The sequence below is a fragment of the Candidatus Mycolicibacterium alkanivorans genome, assembly GCF_022760805.1.
Taxonomy (GTDB): domain Bacteria; phylum Actinomycetota; class Actinomycetes; order Mycobacteriales; family Mycobacteriaceae; genus Mycobacterium; species Mycobacterium alkanivorans.
Genome location: NZ_JAIVFL010000001.1, coordinates 3,017,184 through 3,036,976 on the forward strand (window position 1 = coordinate 3,017,184; position 19,793 = coordinate 3,036,976).

A 19,793-nucleotide genomic window follows, 5' to 3' on the forward strand; every position below is an offset into this window, starting at 1 on the left:
TCATGCCCCTGCCGGTGTGGCTTGGTGGGCGAACCGCTCGTAGCCGTTCTCCTCGAGCTCGTCGGCCAGCTCGGGACCGCCAGACTCGACGATGCGCCCGTCGACGAAGACGTGGACGAACTGCGGGTGGATGTAGCGCAGGATGCGGGTGTAGTGGGTGATCAGCAGTACGCCCGCGTGCTCGGCTTCGGCATAGCGGTTGACTCCCTCGCTGGCCACGCGCAACGCGTCGACGTCCAGACCGGAGTCGGTCTCGTCGAGGATCGCGATCTTCGGCTTGAGCAGCCCGAGCTGCAGGATTTCGTGGCGCTTCTTCTCACCGCCGGAAAAGCCTTCGTTGACGCTGCGTTCGGCGAACTGCGGGTCGATTCCGAGATCGGTCATCGCGGCCTTGACCTCTTTGATCCACAACCGCAGTTTGGGCGCCTCACCCCGCACGGCGGTGGCCGCGGTGCGCAGGAAGTTCGACATCGACACCCCCGGCACCTCGACCGGATACTGCATCGCGAGGAACAGTCCGGCGCGGGCCCGCTCGTCGACGCTCATCGCCAGCACGTCCTCGCCGTCCAGGGTGATCGACCCCGACGTGACGTGGTACTTGGGGTGCCCGGCGATCGAGTAGGACAGGGTGGACTTGCCGGATCCGTTGGGGCCCATGACCGCGTGGGTCTCCCCCGACTTCACCGTCAGGTTCACGCCCTTGAGGATCTCCTTTTCGGTGCCGTCCTCGTTGGCGACGCTGACGTGGAGGTCCTTGATTTCCAGAGTGCTCACTGTGTTCTCTCTTCGGTGATGGCCAGTTCGTGTTCGATGGCAGCGGTCAGGCGTTCCCGGACGTCCGGCACGGCGATCTTGGAGATGATCTCGCCGAAGAACCCGCGCACCACCAGGCGGCGGGCTTGCTTCTCGGGGATGCCGCGGGCCTGGAGGTAGAACAGCTGCTCGTCGTCGAAGCGTCCGGTTGCGCTGGCGTGGCCGGCGCCGACGATCTCGCCGGTCTCGATCTCCAGGTTGGGCACCGAGTCGGCGCGGGCGCCGTCGGTGAGCACCAGGTTGCGGTTCACCTCAAAGGTGTCGGTGCCGGTTGCCTCGGCGCGGATCAGCACGTCGCCCACCCACACGGTGTGCGCGTCGGGCTTCTTCGAGTCCGGATCGCCCTGCAGCGCGCCCTTGTACAGCACATTGGACTTGCAGTTGGGCTGCGCATGATCCACCAGCAGCCGGGACTCGAGGTGCTGGCCCTCGTCGGCGAAGTACAGGCCGAGAAGCTCAGCATCACCACCGGGGGCGTCGTAGCGGACGGTCGCCGACATCCGGACCACCTCGCCACCGAGGGTCACCGCCACGTGGCGCAGCACAGCGTCCTTACCCAGCCGGGCGTGCTGGGCGCTGACGTGCACCGTGTCGTCGGCCCAGTCGGCGATCCACACGACGGTCAGCCGGGCGGCGTTCCCGACGACGAACTCGACGTTGTCGGCGTAGGTTCCGCTGCCATGGTGATCGATGACCACGACGGCCTCGGCCAGTTCCTCGGCGCGGATCTGCAGGTGGCCGTAGGCGGTGGCACCCTGCCCCGGTCCAGTGAGGGTGATTTCGACCGGGGCCTCGAGGTGGCTCGCGCGGGCGACGGTGACGACGGTCGCCTCGTTGAACGACGAGAATGCCTGCGCGGCAACACGATCAGCGGGCACACCGCCCTGGCCGAGGCGCTCGTCACCGCGGCGCACTGTCTCCACGGTCACTCCGGGCTGCTCCGAGACGCCGATCCGGGCGCTGCCGGTGGCAGGTGCCGAGCCGTCGTGCAGACCGCGCAGCCGCTTGAGCGGGGTGAACCGCCAGAGCTCGTCGCGACCGCCGGGGATTTCGAAGGCATCGACGTCGAAGGAGGCGAACTGCTCGCCCTTGTTGAAGGCGGCCGGGCGTGAACCTTCGACCGCCTTGGTGAGATTGGTCATCAGCCGACTGCGCCTTCCATCTGCAGCTCGATGAGCCGGTTGAGCTCGAGCGCGTACTCCATCGGCAGCTCCTTGGCGATCGGCTCGACGAAGCCGCGCACCACCATCGCCATCGCCTCGTCCTCGGTCATGCCACGGCTCATCAGGTAGAACAACTGGTCGGCGCTGACCTTCGACACGGTGGCCTCGTGACCCATCGTGACGTCGTCCTCGCGGATGTCGACGTAGGGGTAGGTGTCGCTGCGGCTGACCGTATCGACCAGCAGCGCATCGCATTTCACGCTCGAACGCGACCCGTGCGCTCCCTTGTTCACCTGGACCAGGCCGCGGTAGGAGGCGCGTCCGCCGCCGCGGGCCACCGACTTGGAGACGATGTTGCTGCTGGTGTTCGGGGCCAGGTGCAGCATCTTGGCACCGGTGTCCTGGTGCTGCCCCGCGCCGGCGAACGCCACCGAGAGCACCTCGCCCTTGGCGTGCTCGCCGGTCATCCAGACCGCCGGGTACTTCATGGTGACCTTGGAGCCGATGTTGCCGTCGACCCACTCCATGGTGGCGCCGGCCTCGGCGCGGGCCCGCTTGGTGACCAGGTTGTAGACGTTGTTCGACCAGTTCTGGATCGTCGTGTAGCGAACGCGCGCGCCGGGTTTGACGATGATCTCCACGACGGCGGAGTGCAGCGAGTCGCTCTTGTAGATGGGAGCGGTGCACCCTTCCACGTAGTGGATGTAGGAGCCCTCGTCGGCGATGATCAGCGTGCGCTCGAACTGGCCCATGTTCTCGGTGTTGATCCGGAAGTAGGCCTGCAGCGGGATGTCGACGTGCACGCCCGGCGGCACGTAGATGAACGAGCCACCCGACCACACCGCGGTGTTGAGCGCGGAGAACTTGTTGTCCCCGGCCGGGATCACGGTGCCGAAGTACTGCTTGAAGATCTCCGGGTGTTCCCGCAGACCGCTGTCGGTGTCGAGGAAGATGACGCCCTGGGCCTCGAGATCCTCGCGGATCTGGTGGTAAACCACCTCTGAGTTGTGCGCGACGAGGCCTTCGGCGACAAAGTTGTGCGGACCGTCCACCTCGATGTCGTACACCGGCTCGACAGCGAATGGCTCCACCGACTTAACCGGTTCGAATCCCAGCCAGTCGTTGCAGTGGACGCGAATCGTGGTGCCGTGCGCACCGTTCGAGGAGTGCGAGCAGCGGCGGCGGCCGAACCGAGCAGTCCGCTTGGGGTTGCGACATCCGAGCTTCTCGAACTCGCTGGTGATTCCGAGCCGCCACGCGGTCTGTATGCGCTCCGGCGCGTGGCGATAGGGCTGGGTGAAGGACCACGGCCCAGCAGCCCGAAGGCCCGACAGTTCGGCGAGTTCTCGAGCTTGCCGGATGAGCGGTTCATCGGCCGAGGTCAACATGATCGAGCCGCTTCGATCGGGCTGGACGTCGCCGTCCGCGTCGACCCAGCCGCCGAGGAACGCCAGCCGCTGATCGACGGGAAGCGCATAGACCCAATCCGGAACACGCTTGGTGAGCGACAGTCCGTCGAAACCAAGCTCGACGATCCACTCGGTCAGCGCCTTCGAGTTCGCCACGACGCGGTACTGGTCGGCCTCGATGCAGCGCAGTCCGAACAACTCACCGACGACGCGGGTCAGTTCAGCCCGCAGTTCGACGTCGGTGTCCGGAATCGCGAACTGAACGCGATGGGTCTTGTGCGACAGGTGCAGATTGCCGTCGCCGAGGTAGAGACCCAGCAGCCACATCAGGTCGACAGTGCTCGTCGCCGGGGCATGTAGACCCGCGACCGCCGGAAGTTCGGCAGCCTCACCGAACACCGGGATTTGGCGGGGCACGGCGATGAAGTCACCCGGCTGGATCTCGCCGACGGTCACCCAGCGACGGGCATAACGGGCCCGCTGCCGGCCCGGCTTGCGTTCGTCGCGCAACACAAGCATCGGGTGGTTGTCGGTGGCACGCAGGCTGCGCCGGGTCGTGCGAACGGTGTAGGTCTGCCGGGTATCTGTCTGCGCTGCGGCTTTGACGGGTACCACGACGAACCGCTCGGCATCCTCGTCGTAGGCGAAAACCCGATCGCCGTAGACGATCTCCTTGATCGGCACCTGTCCCCGATTGGCGGTCCACACCAGAGTGTCCCCGGCGAGGCATTCGTACTGTGCGGCGACACCAGACACCAGGCGCTGCTTCTCGGCCTCCGGGATGCCCAGCCGGTCGTAGGTGTTGCGGATCTCCTCGGGCAGGTCGTCCCAGGTCGCCGCCTGCTTCTCGGTGGAGCGCACGAAGTACTTGATGTTGTCGAAGTCGATGCCCCCGAGGTTGGAACCCCAGTTCGGCATCGGCTTCTTCTCGAACGTGCGAAGCGCCTTGAGGCGGATGTCGAGCATCCACTCGGGCTCACTCTTCTTGGCCGAGATGTCGCGCACCACCGCTTCGGACAGACCGCGCTGCGCGCTGGCGCCCGCGACGTCGGAGTCCGCCCAGCCGTAGCCGTACCGGCCCAGCGAGGCGATCGCCTCCTCCTGACTGAGCGGCTCGGCCGACTTGGTGTCCGGTGTGAGTGTCATGGCGACGCTCCTTAGGCGGTCGTGGTGGCTCCGGCGCGGGCTGTGCGTCGAAGATGTCGTGGCGCTAGGGGTGTACCGGGTTCAGGGGTACGTGGGTGGTGCATGCGCAGTCGCCGTTGGCGATCGTCGCCAACCGCTGCACGTGGGTGCCGAGGATTTCCGACATGGCCTGCTGCTCGGTCTCGCAGAGCTCCGGAAACTCTTCTGCCACATGCGAAACCGGGCAGTGGTGCTGGCAGATCTGGATGCCCTGGATGGGGCCGCGAACGGTAGTCGTGGCCGTCGCGTACCCGGCTTTCGTCAGCGCGTCGGCCACCCGCTCGGCCGTCGACTCGACATCGTGCGGGCCGTCGGTGACCCCGGCCAAAATGGTATCGATCCGGCGCCGGGCGAAGGCCCGCACCGCCTCGTCACCCCCGATCTCGCGCAGCTGGCGAATGGCCGCCGAGGCCAGGTCGTCATAGGTGTGCTCGAGTTTGGCGCGCCCGGCGGGGGTCAGTCGGTAGCGCTTGGCGGGCCTGCCGCGGCCGACCTGCTGCCATGCCGCCGCTGCGCTGGCCTCGGCGTCACCGGCCTCGATGAGGGCGTCGAGATGACGCCGAACACCGGCGGCGGAGATGCCCAGCCGGCGTCCGATCTCGGCGGCGGTGATCGGTCCCGACTCCAGCAGCAGGCGCACGATGGCGCGGCGCGTCGGACCGTCATGCGCGACCGGGCCCGGAGCGGGCACCGAATAAACGTCTGACGGGATTTTCACAACACCAGTGTGACGCAATTCCCCGGGCGATGTCCAGTAAGGGCAGCCTCAGCGGCGGCGGCAGGCCCCGCTGCGGCGGTTAGAGTGCTGTGGTGGCAGCCCGCCAACTCTCCTTGAGTTCGTCGATCGCCCGTCTGCACGGCGACGAACGCACCGTGGGCTCACCCCTCAACGACGCCGAAGCTCGCGCGCTGCGGCGCACCCGCCTGTTCGGCGCCACCGGAACCGTGCTGATGGGTATCGGCGCCCTGGGCGCCGGGGCCAGGCCGGTGGTCCAGGACCCCACGTTCGGGGTGCGGCTGCTGAACCTGCCGTCGCGCATCCAGACCGTCTCGCTGACGATGACCACCACCGGCGCGGTGATGATGGCGCTGGCGTGGCTGATGCTGGGCCGCTTCACGCTGGGCCCGCGCCGCTTGTCGCGCAGCCAGCTCGACCACACCCTGCTGCTGTGGATGGTGCCGCTGCTGCTCGCGCCACCGATGTACAGCAAGGACGTGTACTCCTACCTTGCGCAGAGCCAGATCTCACGGATCGGGCTCAACCCCTACAAGGTCGGCCCTGCTCCGGGGCTGGGGCTCGACCACGTGTTCACGCTCTCGGTGCCCAGCCTGTGGCGCGAGACACCCGCGCCGTACGGACCGCTGTTCCTGTGGATCGGCCGCGGCGTCTCCGCACTGACCGGCGAGAACATCGTCGCGGCCGTACTCAGCCATCGCATCGTGGTGCTGATCGGCGTCGGACTGATCGTGTGGGCCGTGCCCCGGCTGGCCCGCCGCTGCGGGGTGGCCGAGGTCAGCGCCCTGTGGCTGGGCGCGGCCAACCCCCTGCTACTGATGCACCTGGTGGCGGGCATCCACAACGAGGCCCTGATGCTGGGGCTGATGCTGACCGGAACCGAGTTCGCGCTGCGCGGAATCGACTCGGCCGGCCCGCTGCGGCCGCACCCGCTTCGGTGGCCGCGCGGGCGTGACGAGTGGGCGCCCTGGCTACCGCTGGGCATGCTGATCGCCGGGGCCGTACTGATCACGATGTCCTCGCAGGTCAAGCTGCCCGGGCTGCTCGCGCTGGGATTCGTGGCCATGGCGCTGGCCCATCGCTGGGGCGGCACGATCAAGCCCTTCCTTGCGGCCAGCCTGCTGATGATGAGCATCGCGCTGGTGGTGATGGCGCTGATCGGCTGGGCCAGCAGGCTGGGCTTCGGCTGGATCTTCACGCTGGGCACCGCCAACGTGGTTCGCAGCTGGATGTCCCCGCCCACGCTGCTCGCGTTGGGCACCGGACAGGTGGGCATTCTACTGGGCCTCGGCGATCACACCACCGCTGTGCTGTCGCTGACTCGCGCCATGGGCGTGCTGATCATCACCATCACCGTGAGCTGGCTGCTGCTGGCCGTGCTGCGGGGCCGGTTGCATCCGGTCGGCGGCCTGGGTGTCGCCCTGGGCGCAACGGTCCTGCTGTTCCCCGTCGTGCAGCCGTGGTATCTGCTGTGGGCGATCATCCCGCTGGCCGCCTGGGCCACTCGGCCGGGATTCCGTATCGCGACGATCGCGGTGACCCTCATCGTCGGCATCTTCGGCCCGACCGCCAACGGCGACCGCTTCGCACTGTTCCAGATCATCGACGCCACCCTGGCCAGCACGGTGATCGTGCTGCTGCTGATCGCGCTGACCCTCAACCGGCTGCCGTGGCGCAACGTGCCGGGCACCACCGAGACCTTCAGCGGCCAGGAGCCCGCCCCCGCGCCGACCGAGCCGCCCACGCCGCGCCCGGCGGCGGACGCCTACGCTGAGTCCCCGTGAGTCCTGGCTCCGATACCCCCGTGCGGCTGCGCGGGGTCACCAAGCGCTACGGGTCGACAACGGCAGTGTCGGACCTGGATCTCGACGTGCACGCCGCCGAGGTGCTGGCGTTGCTCGGCCCGAACGGGGCCGGCAAGACCACGACGGTCGAGATGTGCGAGGGATTCGTGCGGCCCGACTCCGGCACCATCGAGGTGTTGGGCCTGGACCCGGTGGCCGACAATGCCCGCGTCCGCGAACGGATTGGCGTCATGCTGCAGGGCGGCGGCGGGTACCCGGCGGCCCGCGCCGGCGAAATGCTCAAGCTGGTCGCCTCCTATGCCGCCAACCCGCTCGACCCGGCCTGGCTGCTGGAAACCCTCGGACTCACCGACGCCGCCCGCACCACCTACCGCCGGCTGTCGGGCGGACAGCAGCAGCGCCTTGCCCTGGCGTGCGCGCTGGTCGGCCGGCCGGAGCTGGTGTTCCTTGACGAGCCGACCGCGGGTATGGACGCCCATGCGCGGCTGGTGGTCTGGGAGCTGATCGACGCGCTGCGCCGTGACGGTGTGACGGTGGTACTGACCACCCACCAACTCAAGGAGGCCGAGGAACTGGCCGACCGGATCGTCATCATCGACCACGGCTCCTCGGTCGCAGCCGGCACACCCGCGGAGCTGATGCACAACGGGGCGGAAGGTCAGCTGCGGTTCAGCGCGCCGCGGCGGCTGGACCTGTCGCTGTTGATCTCCGCACTGCCGGAGAACTACTCGGCCAAAGAAGCTTCGCCGGGCGAGTACCTGGTCGAGGGTCAGATCGACCCGCAGGTGCTGGCGACGGTGACGGCCTGGTGCGCCCGGCTCAACGTGCTGACCACCGAGGTCCGGGTCGAGCAGCGCAGCCTCGAGGATGTGTTCCTGGACCTGACGGGCAAGGAGCTGCGGCCATGACGGAGCTCTTCCCCGCGGGCACCTTCCGCCCCGATCCGCGACCCAACAGCGTGCCGCGGATGCTGGCGGCCCAGTACGGCCTGGAGCTGAGGCTGTTGCTGCGCAACGGCGAACAGTTGCTGCTGACGATGTTCATCCCGATCACGCTGCTGATCGGGCTCACGCTGCTGCCGCTGGGCTCGTTCGGCGAGCATCGCGTCGGGGTGTTCGTACCGGCCATCATGGCGCTGGCCGTCATCTCCACTGCGCTCACCGGGCAGGCCATCGCCGTCGCGTTCGACCGCCGATACGGCGCGCTCAAACGCCTGGGCGCCACCGCCCTGCCGGTGTGGGGCATCATCGCCGGCAAGTCGCTCGCGGTGGTGACGGTGGTGTTCCTGCAGGCGCTGCTGCTCGGCGGCATCGGCCTTGCCCTGGGTTGGCGGCCCCATCCGGCAGGGCTTCTGCTCGGCGCGGTGATCATCGCGCTGGGCACCGCGGGATTCGCCGCGATGGGCCTGCTGCTCGGCGGAACCCTGCGTGCCGAGATCGTGCTCGCGGTCGCCAACCTGCTGTGGTTCGTGTTCGCCGGGCTGGGCGCGCTGACGCTGGAGACGGGCGCGATCCCGCGCGGGGTGTCGTGGGTGGCGCGGCTGACGCCGTCGGGGGCATTGACCGAGGCGCTGTCGCAGGCGATGGCCTTGTCGGTCGACTGGTTCGGCATCGCGGTGCTCGCGGTCTGGGGTGGGCTGTCGGCGCTGGCCGCGCTGCGCTGGTTCCGCTTCACCTGAGGGGTTCCGATCGCCCAACTACGGGGCGTAGTTGGGCGTCCTCTACGATCGGGCCGTGCCCGTCGGACGGTTTTTCCAGCGGTTGGTGGACCTGCTTCCGTTGCCGAGCCTGCGCACGCAGCGCATCATCGCCGCGGCGGTCATTCTCACCCAGGCCGGAATCGCGGTCACCGGCTCGATCGTCCGGGTGACGTCCTCCGGCCTCGGTTGCCCGACCTGGCCGCAGTGCTTCCCCGGCAGCTTCACCCCCGTCCCGCACGCCGAAGTCCCCCGAATCCACCAGGCCGTCGAGTTCGGCAACCGGATGATCACCTTTCTCGTCGTGATCACCGCGATCCTCGCGGTGCTGGCCGTCACGCGGGCGGGCCGGCGCCGCGAGGTGCTCGTCTACGCGTGGCTGATGCCGGCCTCGACCGTGCTGCAGGCGGTGATCGGCGGCGTCACCGTGCTCACCGGCCTGCTGTGGTGGACGGTCGCCGTGCACCTGCTGGCCTCGATGCTGATGGTCTGGCTGGCCACCCTGCTCTACGTCAAGATCGGCGAACCCGACGACGGCATCCCGACGGCGCTGGTGCCGAAACCCTTGCGGCACTTGACCTTACTGAGCGCGCTCGCGCTGTCCGCGACCCTGGTCACGGGGACCACGGTGACGGGCGCGGGCCCGCACGCCGGCGACAAGAGCCCGCAGCGGATCGTGCCGCGTCTCGAGGTGGAGATCCTCACGCTGGTGCACGCGCACTCCGCGTTCCTGTTCATCTATCTGTCGCTGCTGATCGGTCTGGGCGCCGGCCTGCTGGCCGTTTACGCACCACGGCTGATCATGCGCCGGCTCTCGGTGCTGGTCGTCGTGGTGATCGCCCAGGGCTTGCTCGGGGCTGTCCAGTTCTTCACCGGGGTGCCGGCCGTGCTGGTGGCCTTCCACGTCGCCGGTGCGGCGGCCTGTACCGCGGCGACCGCGGCGCTATGGGCGTCGATGCGACAGCGGACCGAGCCCAAGACGCTCCAGAGCTGACTCGACACACAACGCGAACTGTCGCTGCTGTGACTCCCGGGCGTTCTCGTCGAGTTGGCGCCAGCCCAGCGACGGTTCGATCAGCTCGAGTTCCAGAAGTAGCGGGTCGTCGGCGCCCCCGATGAGATCGACCCGTGCGTACAGCAGCTCGTCGATGGCAAGCCCGAGGTGTCCGGCGGCGGCTTCCAACGCGGCGTGGGCGACCTCCCACATCTCGAAGTCCGGGTCGGCCGGCGTCAGCGACTCCTCGGCGAAGGTGCCGGACTCGTCGAGCTCGGGCAGCCTGCCCTCCGGGGGCAGCATCGGCCCCTTGGTGAAGGCGTGCGACTGTGCACCGCCGAGGAAGACCAGCGCGGTCTCCCCCGCCTCCACGCGCGCGTCGTAGGGCTGCACCAGCACGGTGCGCCCGCTGTCCTGCAGGGCGGCGGCATGTTCGCGGGCGGCCGCACGGTCGGTGAACCGGCGGGTGTCGACCGAGCCGGCACCGATCGCCGGCTTGACGACGATCTCGCCCCGGGGCAGGCGAACCTTCTCCCCCGGTGCGAAGAAGTACGACGGCAGGGTCGGCACACCGGCGGCGGCCAGGTCGTCGAGGTAGCGCTTGTCGCTGTTCCAGGCCACTACCTGCGGCGCGTTGAGCAGGTTGCGCACCCGCGCGGCCCAGGCCAGGAACTCTTCGCGCCGCGCGGCGTAGTCCCACGTCGCCCGCAGGATCACCAGATCCGCGGCTTCGGTCTGCGGGTCGTCCCACGACAGCCACCGCGCGTGCAGCCCGCGCCGGCGCAGCGCATCGACGAGGCCGGCGTCGTCGCCGTCGCCGTCCACCAGCTGCGGGCAGCCGGCCAGAACGATCCTGGGATGGAACACATCGGGGCGGGCCAGCTTCATGCCGTTCTCACACCGGGGATGATAATGACATGCACGCAATCGAAATCGCCCAGACAGGCGGTCCGGAGGTCCTCAGCTACGTCGAGAAGCCGAAACCCGAACCGGGCCCGGGCGAGGTGCTCATCGAGGCCGACGCCATCGGCGTCAACTACATCGACACCTACTTCCGGTCTGGCCTGTACCCGCGCGAAGTCCCGTTCGTGGTCGGCACGGAGGTGTGCGGGACGGTCGCGGCGGTGGGCGACGACGTCGCGGCGATCAAGCCCGGCGATCGGGTGGTCACCGCGAACGCCTCCGGCGCCTACGCCGAATTCTGCACGGCACCAGCGGATTTCGTTGCCTACGTGCCCGATGCCGTGCAGTCCGACGAGGTTGCCTCGGCACTGCTCAAGGGTATGACGGCGCACTATCTGATCAAGTCGGTCTACGCCGTGCAGGCCCGCGACTTCCTGCTCGTGCACGCCGGCGCCGGCGGCGTCGGGCTGATCCTCACCCAGTGGGCCACCAGCCTGGGCGCGCGGGTGATCACCACGGCTTCCACGCCCGACAAGGCGGAGCTGTCGCGGCGGGCGGGTGCCGTCGAGGTGCTCGACTACCCCGAGAACACCGCCGAGTTCGCCGCCAAGATCCGGGATCTGACCAATGGTCGCGGTGTCGCCGCGGTCTACGACGGGGTCGGCAAGACCACGTTCGACGCCAGCCTGGCCAGCTTGGCGGTCCGCGGCACGCTGGCGTTGTTCGGTGCGTCCAGTGGACCGGTGCCGCCGGTGGACCCGCAGCGACTCAACGCGGCCGGCTCGGTCTACCTGACCCGGCCCAACCTCGCGCACTTCACCCGGACGGCCGACGAGTTCGCCTGGCGTGCAGGCGAAGTGCTTGATGCCATTGCCGACGGCTCGATCACGATCACCATCGGCGGGCACTACCCGCTGGCCGATGCGGCACAAGCCCACCGCGACCTGCAAGGCCGCAAGACGACCGGTTCGATCGTGTTGGTGCCCTAGGGGAAGATCGTGGGCAGGGCGATCGCCGAGTCGACCGCGAGAGCGACGAACACCACGGCCAGGTAGTTGTTCGACTGCAGGAACAGTCGCAGCGGCTTGACGGACTCACCGCGGCGTACACCCGCATGCAGACGATGGGCCATCACCAGGAACCACGCCCCGGCCAGGGTGGCCACCGACGCGTACAGCCATCCGGCGCCCGGGATCAGCGCCAGCGTGGCGAGAACCGTCAGCCAGGTGTAGATCACGATCTGCTTGGTCACCTGCTGCTCGGTGGCGACCACGGGCAGCATCGGCACGCCGGCGGCGCGGTAGTCGTCCTTGTACTTCATGGCCAGCGCCCAGGTGTGCGGCGGCGTCCAGAAGAAGATGATCGCGAACATCACCAGCGCCTGCCAGCCGATGGTGCCGGTCACCGCCGACCAGCCGATCATCACCGGCATGCAGCCCGCGGCCCCACCCCACACCACGTTCTGCGAGGTGCGGCGCTTGAGCACCAGCGTGTAGATGAGCACGTAGAAGGCGATTGTGGCGGCGGCCAGATGCGCCGAGAGCATGTTGGTGGTCCACCACAGCCAGAAGAACGAGGCGACCGAGAGTGCCAGCCCGAACACCAGCGCATGGCTGCGCGGCACCGTGGCCCGGGCCAACGGCCGACGCTCGGTGCGCTTCATCAGCTTGTCGATGTCGGCATCGGCCACACAGTTCAGCGCGTTAGCGCCTGCTGCGGCGAGCATCCCACCGAACAAGGTGTTGAGGATCAGCAGCGGGTCGACGCTGCCCCGGTGGGCCAGCAGCATGGCCGGGATGGTGGTGACGAGCAGCAGCTCGATCACCCGCGGTTTGGTCAGGGCTAGATAGCCCAGCATCCGGTCGCGGAATCGAACGGGCGCGCCCTCGACGAGGTGCACTTCACGAACTCTCACGCAGCTGACTCCTGACACGCGGCGGCGAAGCCGACGATCTACTACATACGATGGTAGACCGGCCGGCCCCAGACCGGAGCCGAAGGGTCGATTCACGGCGATTCCACCTCGGTGATGCGCTGGGACCCGCAAAGCTTCACCTGCGGGTCACGCTGCTGGGAGCACACTGCAATAGCACCCCATCCGGCACTAGGGTGAAGACGACCCCAGCTTGCCAGCACTCTGACGACGCCAGGAGTGAGTTAGTGACCACACTCGAACAGATTTCCGCGCTGACCCAGCCACACCATCCGGACGACTGGAGCGGTATCGACTCGCTGGCCGTCGATACGGTGCGGGTTTTGGCCGCCGATGCGGTCCAGAAGGTGGGCAACGGACACCCCGGCACGGCGATGAGCCTGGCGCCGTTGGCCTACACGCTGTTCCAGCGGGTGATGCGGCACGACCCCAGCGACACCCACTGGCTGGGTCGCGACCGCTTCATCCTGTCCTGCGGGCACAGCAGCCTCACGTTGTACTTACAGCTGTACCTCGGCGGATTCGGCCTCGAACTCTCCGACATCGAGTCGCTGCGCACCTGGGGTTCCAAGACGCCGGGCCACCCGGAATTCCGGCACACCCTCGGCGTGGAGATCACCACCGGTCCGCTTGGACAGGGCCTGTCCTCCGCGGTCGGGATGGCGATGGCCGCCCGCTACGAGCGCGGCCTGTTCGACCCGGACGCTCCGGCCGGCACCAGCCCGTTCGACCACTACATCTATGTGATCGCCTCCGACGGTGACATCGAGGAGGGCGTCACCAGCGAGGCCTCGTCGCTGGCGGGCACTCAGCAGCTGGGCAACCTGATCGTCTTCTACGACCGCAATCAGATCTCCATCGAGCACGACACCAACATCGCGCTGTCCGAGGACACCCTCGAGCGCTACCGCGCCTACGGCTGGCACGTCCAGGAAGTCGAGGGCGGTGAGAACGTCGTCGGCGTCGAGAAGGCGATCGCCGAAGCCAAGAAGGTCACCGACAAACCGTCGTTCATCTCGGTGCGCACGATCATCGGCTATCCGGCGCCGACGAAGATGAACACCGGCGGTGTGCACGGCTCGGCACTGGGCGAGGAGGAGGTGGCCGCCACCAAGAGGGTGCTCGGCTTCGACCCGGACAAGACGTTCGAGGTGCGCCCCGAGGTCATCGAGCACACCCGCAAGCTCGTCGACCGCGGCCGGGAGGCCCGTGAGAAGTGGCAGGGCGACTTCGACGCCTGGGCGCAGCGCGAACCGGAACGCAAGGCGCTGCTGGACCGGCTGACGGCCCGGGAGCTGCCCGACGGGTGGGACGCCGACATCACCTACTGGGAGCCGGGCTCCAAGGCGGTGGCCACCCGGGCGGCCTTCGGTCAGGTGCTCAACGACGTCGCGCCGAAACTGCCCGAATTGTGGGGTGGCTCAGCGGATCTCGCGGGCAGCAACAACACCACCATCAAGGGTGTGAAGTCGTTCGGGCCGCCGTCGATCTCCACGGCGGACTTCACCGCCGACTGGTATGGCCGGGTGCTGCACTTCGGTATTCGCGAACACGCGATGGGCTCGATCCTGTCCGGCATCGTGCTGCACGGACCGACCCGCGCGTTCGGCGGCACGTTCCTGCAGTTCGCCGATTACATGCGGCCCGCGGTGCGACTGGCGTCGCTGATGGACATCGACACCATCTACATCTGGACGCACGACTCGATCGGGCTCGGCGAGGACGGCCCCACCCACCAGCCGATCGAACACCTGGCGGCGCTGCGCGCGATCCCGAAGCTCTCGGTGGTGCGTCCCGGCGATCCCAACGAGACCGCATATGCCTGGCGCTCGATCATCGCCCGCGCCAACGGCAGCGGCCCGGTCGGTTTCATCCTGACCCGCCAGGGCGTCCCGGTTCTGGAGGGCACCAGCGCCGAGGGCGTCGCCCGCGGGGGCTATGTGCTGGGTGGCGGCAGTCCGGCCGATGACGCCGACGTGATCATCATTGCCACCGGCTCTGAGCTCCAGCTGGCGGTGGAAGCGCAGAAGATGTTGGCGGACAAGGACATCCGCGCCTACGTGGTGTCGATGCCCTGTGTGGAATGGTTCGAGTCTCAGCCGCAGGAGTACCGCGACAGGGTGCTGCCGCCGGACGTGTCGGCCCGGGTCGCGGTGGAGGCCGGGATCGCCCAGAGTTGGTACAAGTTCGTCGGCGACACCGGCGAGATCATCTCCATCGAGCACTACGGCGAGTCCGCCGACGACAAGACGCTCTTCCGCGAGTTCGGCTTCACTCCCGAGGCCGTCGCCGCGGCTGCCGAACGCGCAATCGACAACTGACCTACAGAAGGGTACCGACATGGCACAGAATCCCAACCTCGCGGCGCTGTCCGCCGCGGGCGTCTCCGTCTGGCTCGACGACCTGTCCCGCGAGCGGTTGCAGTCGGGCAGCCTGCAGGAGCTGATCGACACCCGCAGCGTCGTCGGCGTCACCACCAACCCGTCGATCTTCCAGGCCGCCCTGTCCACGGGCACCGCCTATAACGCCCAAGTCGCCGAGCTCGCCGAGCGAGGAGCCGACGTCGACGCCACCATCCGCACCGTGACCACGGACGACGTCCGCAACGCCTGCGATGTGCTGCGGCCGCAGTGGGAGGCCTCCGGCGGTGTCGACGGTCGAGTGTCGATCGAGGTCGATCCGCGGCTGGCCCACGACACCGACAAGACCATCCTGCAGGCCATCGAATTGTGGAAGATCGTCGACCGGCCCAACCTGCTGATCAAGATCCCGGCCACCGAGGCGGGCCTGCCCGCCATCACGGCCGTTCTGGCCGAAGGCATTTCGGTCAACGTCACGCTCATCTTCTCCGTCGAGCGCCACCGAGCGGTGATGGATGCCTACCTTGCCGGGTTGGAAGCCGCCGAGAAGGCCGGCCACGACCTGAACACCATCCATTCGGTTGCCTCGTTCTTCGTCTCCAGGGTGGACACCGAGATCGACAAGCGACTGGAGGCCATCGGGTCCGACGAGGCGCTCGCACTGCGCGGCAAAGCCGGGGTGGCCAACGCCCGTCTCGCCTACGCCGCCTACGAGGAGGTGTTCGTCGGCGGCAAGCGGTTCGCACCCCTGGCCGAGGCCGGCGCGTGGGTGCAGCGTCCGCTGTGGGCGTCGACCGGGGTGAAGAACCCCGACTACTCCGACACCCTGTACGTCACCGAACTGGTGGCGCCCAACACGGTCAACACAATGCCGGAAAAGACCCTCGACGCGGTCGCCGACCACGGCGTGGTCACCGGGGACACGATCACCGGCACGGCCGCCGAGGCGCAAGGGGTGTTCGACAAGCTCGACGCCATCGGCATCGACTTGCGCGACGTCTTCCTGGTCCTCGAGGACGAGGGCGTGGAGAAGTTCGAGAAGTCCTGGCAGCAGCTGCTGGACGCTACTCAGGGCCAGCTCGACGCCGCCGCCAGATGGTCGCGGTAGACGAGCCCGTACCCGGGGTGGTGGCTCCGGCCCCGGCGAGTTATCGCAACCCGCTGCGCGACAAGCGGGACAAGCGGATGCCCCGGATCGCCGGCCCGTGCGGCGTGGTGATCTTCGGCGTCACCGGAGATCTCGCCCGCAAGAAGTTGATGCCTGCGATCTACGACCTGGCCAACCGGGGACTGTTGCCGCCCTCGTTCTCATTGGTCGGGTTCGCCCGGCGGGACTGGGCCGACGAGGATTTCGGGCAGATCGTTTACGAGGCGGTTAAACAACACGCCCGCACGCCGTTTCGCCAGGAGGTGTGGGACCGCCTCGCCGAGGGCGTCCGGTTCGTCTGCGGCACATTCGACGACGACGCCTCCTTCACCCGGCTGGCCGAGACGCTGGAGAAGCTGGATGTGGACCGCGGTACGGGCGGCAATCACGCCTTCTATCTGTCGGTCCCGCCGAAGGCGTTCCCGGTGGTCTGCGAACAGCTCAAAAAGTCCGGGCTGGCCCGCCGGCAGGAGGGCCGCTGGAGCCGGGTGGTGATCGAAAAGCCGTTCGGCCACGACTTGGAGAGCGCGATCGAGCTGAACAAGGTCGTCAACAGCGTCTTCCCGGAGGAGTCGGTGTTCCGCATCGACCACTACCTCGGCAAGGAGACGGTGCAGAACATCTTGGCGCTGCGGTTCGCCAATGAGCTCTACGAACCGATCTGGAACAGCCACTACGTCGACAGCGTCCAGATCACCATGGCCGAGGACATCGGTCTGGGCGGGCGGGCCGGTTACTACGACGGCATCGGGGCGGCCCGCGACGTCGTCCAGAATCACCTGTTGCAGCTGCTGGCGCTGACCGCGATGGAGGAGCCGGTCAGCTTCCACCCGCGCGAAGTCCGAGCCGAGAAGATCAAGGTGCTCTCGGCCACCGCACTGGCGCTGCCGCTGGACCTGACCACCTCGCGTGGGCAGTACACCACGGGTTGGCAGGGCGGTGAGAAGGTCGTCGGGCTGCTCGACGAGGAGGGGTTCTCCAAGGACTCGACCACCGAGACGTTCGCCGCGATCGAACTCGAGGTCGACACCCGACGGTGGGCCGGGGTGCCGTTCTATCTGCGGACCGGAAAACGATTGGGCCGCAGGGTCACCGAGATCGCGTTGGTGTTCAAGCGTGCTCCGCATTTGCCGTTCGACGCGACGATGACCGAGGACCTCGGGACCAACGCGCTGGTGATCCGCGTCCAGCCGGACGAGGGCATCACGCTGCGCTTCGGCTCGAAGGTGCCCGGCAGTGCGATGGAGGTCCGCGACGTCAACATGGACTTCTCGTACGGTTCGGCTTTCGCCGAAGACTCGCCGGAGGCCTACGAGCGGCTCATCCTCGACGTCCTGCTGGGTGAGCCCTCACTGTTCCCCAGCAACGCCGAGGTCGAAATGTCCTGGGAGATATTGGATCCCGTCCTGGATTACTGGGCCGAGGGCGGCAAGCCGGACCCGTACGAGTCGGGCACCTGGGGTCCGGAGTCGGCGTTCGAGATGTTGCGGCGCTCGGGACGTGAATGGAGGCGTCCCTAGCGATGAGCGTCAGCGAAGAACGGAGACGGCAGCCCGTGATGAGCGTCAGCGAAGAACGGCGACGGCTTCCCGTGATGAGCGTCAGCGAAGAACGGCGACGGCTTCCCGTGATGAGCGTCAGCGAAGAACGGAGACGGCTTCCCGTGATGAGCGTCAGCGAAGAACGGCGACGGCTTCCCGTGATGAGCGTCAGCGAAGAACGGCGACGGCAGAAGTGATTGTCGATTTGCCGGACACCACGACCAACCAGCTGAACAAGAAGATCACCGCAGTGCGCGAGGAAGGCGGTGCGATCACACTGGGCCGGGTTCTGACGTTGGTGATCGCGCCGGACAGCTTGGACCTCGTCGAGGACGCTATCGACGCCGCCACATCGGCCAGCCGTGAACACCCCTGCCGCATCATCGTCGTGGTGCCCGACGACCGGCTGGCCACCGACCCTCGGCTGGACGGCCAGTTGCGGGTCGGCGGCGACGCCGGGGCCGGCGAGGTGGTGGTCCTGAAGATCTCCGGGCCACTGTCGGCGCACGCCAGCAGCGTGGTGCTGCCGTTCCTGCTGCCCGACACCCCCGTGGTGGCCTGGTGGCCCGGCGTGCCCCCGGCGGTTCCGGCACAGGATCCGTTGGGCCGCTTGGCACTTCGACGGATCACCGATGCCACCGGTGCAGCGGATCCGCTGGCCTCGATCAAGGACCGGCTCAACGGGTACACCGCCGGCGACACCGACCTGGCCTGGAGCCGGATCACCTACTGGCGGGCACTGCTGGCCTCCGCGCTGGATCAGCCACCGTATGAGCCGGTGACCTCGGCGCTGGTGTCGGGTCTGAAGAACGAACCGGCGCTCGACATTCTGGCGGGCTGGCTGGCCAGCCGGATCGACGGACAGGTCCGGCGGACCACGGGAGCACTCAAGGTCGAACTGGTGCGTCCCTCCGAGACCGTGACGTTGAGCCGTCCGCAAGACGGGGTCACCGCCACCCTGAGCCGTACCGCCCGGCCCGACGCCCTGCTGCCACTGCCCCGCCGGGAAACCCGCGAGTGCCTGGCCGAGGATCTGCGCCGGCTCGACGCAGACGAGATTTATCGCGAGGCATTGGCGGGTATCGACGAGGTGCAGTACGTGTGACGGACAAGAAGGGGCGGACGTGAGCGTTGTGGTCGAAACCTATCCGGACACCTCCGCACTGGTCGCCGCCGCCGGGGACCGCCTGGTCGAGGCGATCACCGGTGCCATCGCAGCCCGCGGCAGGGCGCTGATCGTCCTGACCGGCGGCGGCACCGGCATCGGCCTGCTCGAGCACGTCCGTACCCACGACGCCGGAGTGGACTGGTCCAAGGTGCACTTGTTGTGGGGCGACGAGCGTTTCGTGCCGGCCGCCGATGACGAGCGCAACGAGAAGCAGGCCCGCGAGGCCCTCATCGACCACATCGCGATCCCGGCCGACAACGTGCACCCGATGGCCCCCAGCGACGGTGAGTTCGGCGACGATCTCGACGCCGCCGCCGCCGACTATGCCAAGGTGCTGGCCGATTGTGCCGAATCCGGCGCAGATGCACCGACTTTCGACGTCCACCTGCTCGGGATGGGCGGCGAGGGACACGTCAACTCGCTGTTTCCGCACTCCCCCGCCACGCTGGAGACCGAGCGGCTGGTCGTCGGCGTAGCGGACTCCCCCAAGCCTCCGCCGCGGCGGATCACACTGACACTGCCCGCCGTCCAGCGCTCCCGCGAAGTGTGGCTGGTGGTCTCCGGGGACGCCAAGGCCGATGCCGTGGCGGCCGCCATCGGCGGGGCCAGCCCCGCCGATGTCCCCGCGGCCGGCGGTGTGGGACGCGAAGCCACGGTGTGGCTTCTCGACGCCGCCGCGGCCGGCAAGCTGACCGACTGACGTCCATCGTGGACACGACACCGCCGCTGCTAGTGTCCCCCGTCAGCCATCACCGCGGCGCAGCGATCGCGGCGTCCAGCAAAACCTACCACCAGGGCTCAGCCGGGTCGGCGATCGACCAGTCACCCAGGACGGGCGGCGCCACGGGCGGCAGCGGCCCGATGAGTTCGGCGGTGTTGGCCATAGATACCTGGTGTTCGGGTTGCGTCATATCCGTTAGGACGCCGCCGCGTCGGTGGC

17 protein-coding genes are annotated in these 19,793 nt (G+C 68.1%); 10 read left to right on the forward strand and 7 right to left on the reverse strand.

Going from position 1 to position 19,793, the window contains the following annotated elements; translation table 11 throughout:
- From sufC to K9U37_RS14790, 4 genes are all read right to left on the reverse strand, one after another.
- On the reverse strand, nt 1-774 hold the full coding sequence (sufC, locus tag K9U37_RS14775; protein WP_243072319.1) for a Fe-S cluster assembly ATPase SufC: 774 nt from the start codon (nt 772-774) through the stop codon (nt 1-3).
- Nucleotides 771-1,955 (reverse strand): Fe-S cluster assembly protein SufD, encoded by a 1,185-nt coding sequence (sufD, locus tag K9U37_RS14780; RefSeq protein WP_243072320.1) that lies wholly within the window; start codon nt 1,953-1,955, stop codon nt 771-773. The genes sufC and sufD overlap by 4 nt, the downstream gene beginning before the upstream one ends.
- A complete protein-coding gene (gene sufB, locus K9U37_RS14785; RefSeq protein WP_243072321.1) occupies nt 1,955-4,531 on the reverse strand; it encodes a Fe-S cluster assembly protein SufB in 2,577 nt (858 codons plus the stop codon). The genes sufD and sufB overlap by 1 nt, the downstream gene beginning before the upstream one ends.
- A gap of 64 nt (nt 4,532-4,595) precedes the next feature.
- On the reverse strand, nt 4,596-5,306 hold the full coding sequence (locus K9U37_RS14790; protein ID WP_243072322.1) for a helix-turn-helix transcriptional regulator: 711 nt from the start codon (nt 5,304-5,306) through the stop codon (nt 4,596-4,598).
- A gap of 74 nt (nt 5,307-5,380) precedes the next feature.
- On the opposite strand from K9U37_RS14790, the gene mptB reads away from it, so the two are divergent.
- From mptB to K9U37_RS14810, 4 genes are read left to right on the forward strand one after another with little or no spacing between them, the layout of a single operon-like run.
- Nucleotides 5,381-7,090, forward strand: coding sequence for a polyprenol phosphomannose-dependent alpha 1,6 mannosyltransferase MptB (gene mptB / locus K9U37_RS14795; protein ID WP_243072323.1), 1,710 nt, complete (start codon nt 5,381-5,383; stop codon nt 7,088-7,090).
- A gap of 20 nt (nt 7,091-7,110) precedes the next feature.
- Nucleotides 7,111-8,019, forward strand: a complete 909-nt coding sequence (locus K9U37_RS14800) for an ABC transporter ATP-binding protein (RefSeq protein ID WP_243073391.1) — start codon at nt 7,111-7,113, stop codon at nt 8,017-8,019.
- The gene (locus K9U37_RS14805; protein ID WP_243072324.1) at nt 8,016-8,789 is read left to right on the forward strand and encodes an ABC transporter permease; all 774 of its coding nucleotides are present in this window, start codon (nt 8,016-8,018) and stop codon (nt 8,787-8,789) included. The genes K9U37_RS14800 and K9U37_RS14805 overlap by 4 nt, the downstream gene beginning before the upstream one ends.
- 55 nt (nt 8,790-8,844) lie before the next feature.
- Nucleotides 8,845-9,801: a COX15/CtaA family protein gene (locus K9U37_RS14810; RefSeq protein WP_243072325.1), complete on the forward strand. Its 957-nt coding sequence runs from the start codon at nt 8,845-8,847 to the stop codon at nt 9,799-9,801.
- On the opposite strand, the gene K9U37_RS14815 is transcribed toward K9U37_RS14810, so the two are convergent.
- A complete protein-coding gene (locus K9U37_RS14815) occupies nt 9,751-10,689 on the reverse strand; it encodes an ATP-grasp domain-containing protein (protein WP_243072326.1) in 939 nt (312 codons plus the stop codon). The two genes, K9U37_RS14810 and K9U37_RS14815, sit on opposite strands and share 51 nt — an antisense overlap.
- 29 nt (nt 10,690-10,718) lie before the next feature.
- On the opposite strand from K9U37_RS14815, the gene K9U37_RS14820 reads away from it, so the two are divergent.
- Nucleotides 10,719-11,693: a quinone oxidoreductase family protein gene (locus K9U37_RS14820; RefSeq protein WP_243072327.1), complete on the forward strand. Its 975-nt coding sequence runs from the start codon at nt 10,719-10,721 to the stop codon at nt 11,691-11,693.
- On the opposite strand, the gene K9U37_RS14825 is transcribed toward K9U37_RS14820, so the two are convergent.
- On the reverse strand, nt 11,690-12,619 hold the full coding sequence (locus K9U37_RS14825; RefSeq protein ID WP_243072328.1) for a heme o synthase: 930 nt from the start codon (nt 12,617-12,619) through the stop codon (nt 11,690-11,692). The two genes, K9U37_RS14820 and K9U37_RS14825, sit on opposite strands and share 4 nt — an antisense overlap.
- Nucleotides 12,620-12,864: 245 nt before the next feature.
- On the opposite strand from K9U37_RS14825, the gene tkt reads away from it, so the two are divergent.
- From tkt to pgl, 5 genes are all read left to right on the forward strand, one after another.
- Nucleotides 12,865-14,958 (forward strand): transketolase, encoded by a 2,094-nt coding sequence (gene tkt, locus K9U37_RS14830; protein ID WP_243072329.1) that lies wholly within the window; start codon nt 12,865-12,867, stop codon nt 14,956-14,958.
- A 19-nt stretch (nt 14,959-14,977) separates the two neighbouring features.
- Entirely contained in the window at nt 14,978-16,105 is a 1,128-nt protein-coding gene (gene tal / locus K9U37_RS14835; protein ID WP_243072330.1) for a transaldolase, read from the forward strand.
- On the forward strand, nt 16,093-17,664 hold the full coding sequence (gene zwf, locus K9U37_RS14840) for a glucose-6-phosphate dehydrogenase (RefSeq protein WP_243072331.1): 1,572 nt from the start codon (nt 16,093-16,095) through the stop codon (nt 17,662-17,664). Before tal ends, zwf begins: the two co-directional genes overlap by 13 nt.
- Before the next feature lie 214 nt (nt 17,665-17,878).
- Complete coding sequence (gene opcA, locus K9U37_RS14845) at nt 17,879-18,790, forward strand: glucose-6-phosphate dehydrogenase assembly protein OpcA (protein ID WP_243072332.1); 912 nt, start codon at nt 17,879-17,881, stop codon at nt 18,788-18,790.
- Between the two features lie 19 nt (nt 18,791-18,809).
- Nucleotides 18,810-19,553, forward strand: coding sequence for a 6-phosphogluconolactonase (gene pgl / locus K9U37_RS14850; protein WP_243072333.1), 744 nt, complete (start codon nt 18,810-18,812; stop codon nt 19,551-19,553).
- 85 nt (nt 19,554-19,638) lie between these two features.
- Here pgl and K9U37_RS20080 read toward each other — a convergent pair whose 3' ends face one another.
- Nucleotides 19,639-19,764 carry a hypothetical protein gene (locus tag K9U37_RS20080; protein ID WP_272888046.1) on the reverse strand — a complete coding sequence of 42 codons (126 nt, stop codon included), beginning with the start codon at nt 19,762-19,764 and terminating at the stop codon, nt 19,639-19,641.
- Nucleotides 19,765-19,793: the final 29 nt, after the last annotated feature.

Bases quoted from the DNA above. Each gene is read 5' to 3' on its own strand.
- sufD (WP_243072320.1), bottom strand. From the start codon at position 1,955: ATGACCAATCTCACCAAGGCGGTCGAAGGTTCACGCCCGGCCGCCTTC.
- sufB (WP_243072321.1), bottom strand. From the start codon at position 4,531: ATGACACTCACACCGGACACCAAGTCGGCCGAGCCGCTCAGTCAGGAG.
- K9U37_RS14805 (WP_243072324.1), top strand. From the start codon at position 8,016: ATGACGGAGCTCTTCCCCGCGGGCACCTTCCGCCCCGATCCGCGACCC.
- K9U37_RS14815 (WP_243072326.1), bottom strand. From the start codon at position 10,689: ATGAAGCTGGCCCGCCCCGATGTGTTCCATCCCAGGATCGTTCTGGCC.
- K9U37_RS14820 (WP_243072327.1), top strand. From the start codon at position 10,719: ATGCACGCAATCGAAATCGCCCAGACAGGCGGTCCGGAGGTCCTCAGC.
- tal (WP_243072330.1), top strand. From the start codon at position 14,978: ATGGCACAGAATCCCAACCTCGCGGCGCTGTCCGCCGCGGGCGTCTCC.
- zwf (WP_243072331.1), top strand. From the start codon at position 16,093: ATGGTCGCGGTAGACGAGCCCGTACCCGGGGTGGTGGCTCCGGCCCCG.
- K9U37_RS20080 (WP_272888046.1), bottom strand. From the start codon at position 19,764: ATGACGCAACCCGAACACCAGGTATCTATGGCCAACACCGCCGAACTC.